Origin of the sequence: Rahnella sp. ChDrAdgB13 (genome assembly GCF_017655185.1) — a bacterium.
GTDB lineage: Bacteria > Pseudomonadota > Gammaproteobacteria > Enterobacterales > Enterobacteriaceae > Rahnella > Rahnella contaminans.
Genome location: NZ_JAEMGT010000184.1, coordinates 1 through 3722, shown reverse-complemented (window position 1 = coordinate 3722; position 3722 = coordinate 1). Strand labels below are relative to the sequence as shown.

General features: G+C 41.8%; 4 protein-coding genes. 2 read left to right on the top strand and 2 right to left on the bottom strand.

Annotated elements, in window-relative coordinates; all coding sequences use genetic code 11:
• Window positions 1-395: 395 nt before the first annotated feature.
• Window positions 396-881: an Hcp family type VI secretion system effector gene (locus J8X26_RS26230; protein ID WP_208952470.1), complete on the top strand. Its 486-nt coding sequence runs from the start codon at window positions 396-398 to the stop codon at window positions 879-881.
• A gap of 11 nt (window positions 882-892) precedes the next feature.
• Here J8X26_RS26230 and J8X26_RS26225 read toward each other — a convergent pair whose 3' ends face one another.
• Entirely contained in the window at window positions 893-1405 is a 513-nt protein-coding gene (locus J8X26_RS26225) for a hypothetical protein (RefSeq protein ID WP_208952469.1), read from the bottom strand.
• A complete protein-coding gene (locus J8X26_RS26220; protein ID WP_208952468.1) occupies window positions 1386-1898 on the bottom strand; it encodes a DUF2778 domain-containing protein in 513 nt (170 codons plus the stop codon). Before J8X26_RS26220 ends, J8X26_RS26225 begins: the two co-directional genes overlap by 20 nt.
• A gap of 345 nt (window positions 1899-2243) precedes the next feature.
• On the opposite strand from J8X26_RS26220, the gene J8X26_RS26215 reads away from it, so the two are divergent.
• On the top strand, window positions 2244-3149 hold the full coding sequence (locus tag J8X26_RS26215) for a GNAT family N-acetyltransferase (protein WP_208952467.1): 906 nt from the start codon (window positions 2244-2246) through the stop codon (window positions 3147-3149).
• The last annotated feature ends 573 nt before the right edge of the window (window positions 3150-3722 follow it).

Sequence of the window (3722 nt, the reverse complement as noted above, 5' to 3'; positions counted from 1 at the left end):
ATCACCTCATGAGGAGTTTAAAATGGCAAAAGTACTGGTTCTTTATCATTCTATGTACGGTCATATTGAAACCGTGACCAAATAACTTAAAAATTCGATAAAGTTCATCAAAGACCGCCTTACATAACAGATAGTTAGAAACAGTTAAAATCTTCTATCATGAACTTTTGCGAACTTTGGCGCTAATTTTTGTCCCATGGGTGCCCCATAACTCGTTCCATCAATTTACTGTTCCTCTGAATTAGACTCCATCATTTCAAATCATAGGTAAGCTGCTCCGGCTTTTTGTTTACTAATCTGTGCGAGCCGCAATTCAAACTTAAGTCAAATTATCCGTACAAGTACCGTTATGCTTGCATTAACATTAGCCATACTTTCAATAAGGAGATTTAAAAATGCCAATACCGGCTTACATGTGGCTTAAAGATGATGGCGGCGCTGACATCAAAGGTTCAGTTGATGTAAAAGATCGCGAGGGAAGTATTGAGGTTGTGGGATTTAGCCATGGCCTGAACATCCCCGTTGATGGGAACACCGGGAAAATAACAGGTACTCGCTCTCATTCACCAATGATGCTCGAGAAGGAATTCGACTCTTCAAGCCCGTATCTCTACAAAGCTGTCGCAAAAGGCCAGACTTTAAAGTCTGCGGAGATCCGCTGGTACCGCATCAATGACGCGGGTCAGGAAGAAGCGTATTTTATTATGACGATCGAAGGCGTGAAAATTACCGGCGTGAATCCGGGAATGCCAAACGCTAAAATGTCAGGAAATTCTCAGATCAACCACATGGAATCTATTTCCATGATGTACGATAAAATCACCTGGCGTTATGTAGATGGTAACGTGCAATACACCGATGACTGGAACGATCGTGGATAACAAATGGGGCGCTATGCCCCATATTTAACCTTTAACCAACGCCCAACTAGCAAGAGCATCCAATATGCGGAAACTGTAAGCAATATGGTTATAGTGACGCATATCGGCATGCTATAACCGGCGTCCGCAGGTAGGAATTTGTCATAATCCACGACAGTGAGAAAAATTAAGAAAAGAGCGGTCACGACCAAAACTCTCAGCCCCATTCCCAAAATCCCTTTAGTTATCTCAGTAATATGCTTTCCAGCCGTTTTATCTCGCATTTTTTTAAATGGTATGAATTGGACTATCACTGAAAAAACAATGATGGATATCACAGCGTTGAGAATAATGACGGCATAATCAAATACGTCATAAATATCTTCTGGTGATGATGGTGTCGAAATCCAACCCGCTACCCTCATCGCAGTTTCATTGCTAATTATGGGGGCATCACCAAACAGAATATAAAAACCTTTGGAAATGGCGGAGAACAACACCAGAAAGCCGAATAGACGCAGGAATTTACGGGCAAGTGGTGCCATTAGCTATTACCTCAATAACGCCATATGTCATTAAATTTTTCATGCATGGAACAAGAACCTTTGATGTTCTGAGGATTGCGTTGCGTAGTAGCTCAAAATCTGACTGATGCGGCAAAGTGATGCAACCATCTGAAATTTGTCCAGGGTGTAACCTAAAGCCGCCTCGTTCAACGGCATCTATCCATGTTGAGTCGTCAATACCCATATCATCGCGATACAGAGCAAACCATTTACTATGATCCACTGGATAATAAAATGCGCTTTTATACGTATCCACCCCCCAGGCGCGAACCCTGTTTGCCATACTGCCTTTGACACGATCTACAATGTAATACCGCCCGGCGGGGAGCGGACCATTTCCTGCGATTTTGCCGCACCCACCTCGGTTTCTGTATGCACCATTGCCAGAAAACGCCATGAATGTTCCAACACCCGGAAACGACAGCGGCGAATAATCGGCATCGTTAATGACGAACTTTGCCTGTAAAGCCATAAATACCTCTCACATTAATTTTACTTAAGTGGCGATATTACAATTTTGTCCTGATGAAGTGTAGGGTTTAAATGCACAAAAAATTGCCAAATTCGTCCGCCGTTCTGTCGTTAATTTGGATGTTAGCGAAACCGTTTTTAGCTTAATGCTTTACAGATATTAGCTATTGCCGGGCTGCCTAACATTCATTATGAATCATCACAATTATTCACTATGAAATTAACAATATTGCAAACGATCGGTGAAAACGATCGATAACAATAAAACGATCGGTAATACCCATTTGATTGCTGTGCCTATTATCGTCAATCTTCGCGCACATTAACCGCTTGCGAAATTTACAAGATGCTGATTGCTAAACTGTTAGGATGGCAAGAAGGCTCAATTACAGAATACAGGGAATGCTATGAGCAGTTTGGTGGTAATTTTTCCACTCATCCCGACGCAGTCCCAACCCAAAATGATATGTTGAATTTAGGGGCTCGTTATTTTATTCGCACGAATGGCAGAGGAGATAAACAGGGAGGAATTTGTGTATGGGACGGAAATATGCTTGCAAATGACTACGATTCAGACCGTCTTACACAATCATTGGCACTTCCGGTGGCTAAAGATGAACTCATTTTACCCATCAGTAGGAGCAGCCATATAATACTGCCATTCAAAAGCAAGATAATCTCGTCTAAACATAGCTCAAATATAATTAACTCAACCTTTTCAATTAATGCGAAAAGGCGTATTTGTGTGGCGAAAGATATTGGCAAACTCTCCGTTAAAACGAGACAAAGCCGTAAAAGAGAATATAAAAAATTCATCGAGAACGGCGGCAAGGTACACCGCGTTGAAGACTTCACCACATCGGAACTCGTTGAAATTTACTCCACACTGTTTTTCAAAAGAAGGTCAAAGAAAATGAAGAACAAAAGTGAATTGATAAATTTCCTCGAATGTCTAAAGCCTCATATTTTCGGATGCATACTATTTATAGATGACTCCCCTGTAGCGTTTCAGCTGATAATGAAGGCTGAAAGTCTGGAAATAATTTCATATGATTATATTAATATTGGCTTAGATACTTCGTATTCCAAACTCTCTCTTGGAACCTTGATTACATGGTTGAATCTTAACGACGCCAGCAAGGAGTGCCAAAGGAAAGAAAAGGAAATGAGATTTTCCTTCGGCAGACCAACTGCTGAGTATAAAAATAGATGGTGTACTCTGGAATTCGTGGGCAGAATTATAACGCTCTAAACACAAGGTCGGAGATTGGCAGAATGAATCCGGTGATAATCACATGTGCGGAATATCGTCAAACTCATCTGTCGAGGCATCATTGATAATGTGTGTAACAACGCCGACAATGATTGTCTCCTCCCCTTCAAAGTCGCCCCCCTCGATCAATGTTTCCATGTCCGGCTGATCCAGAGACTGTAAATTCGAGCGCACAGATGGTGTTTAACGTTTACGGCAGCTGGATGCCGGAAAGCAATGCTGGGCAGGTAACGATGCTGAATCAGAAGCTAAGCAACTAAGTCCCATCTGTGCCCCAGGAGGTAAATGGTGTTGTATAAAACAGGCTTAATTCCCCTAATTAATTGACGAGCCTGTTCAAAAATTTGCGTTTGTAACTCATGCGTTTTGGGCGGACGATGAACTCTCTTACTCATGACAGGCGCAGGAGTAAAAGTGGGATTTTTAAGTGAATTTTTCGCCCGTATCACCGGCGCTAAAACCAGTCCGGCTACGGTAAAAACATCACCTCATGAGGAGTTTAAAATGGCAAAAGTACTGGTTCTTTATCATTCTATGTACGGTCATATTGAA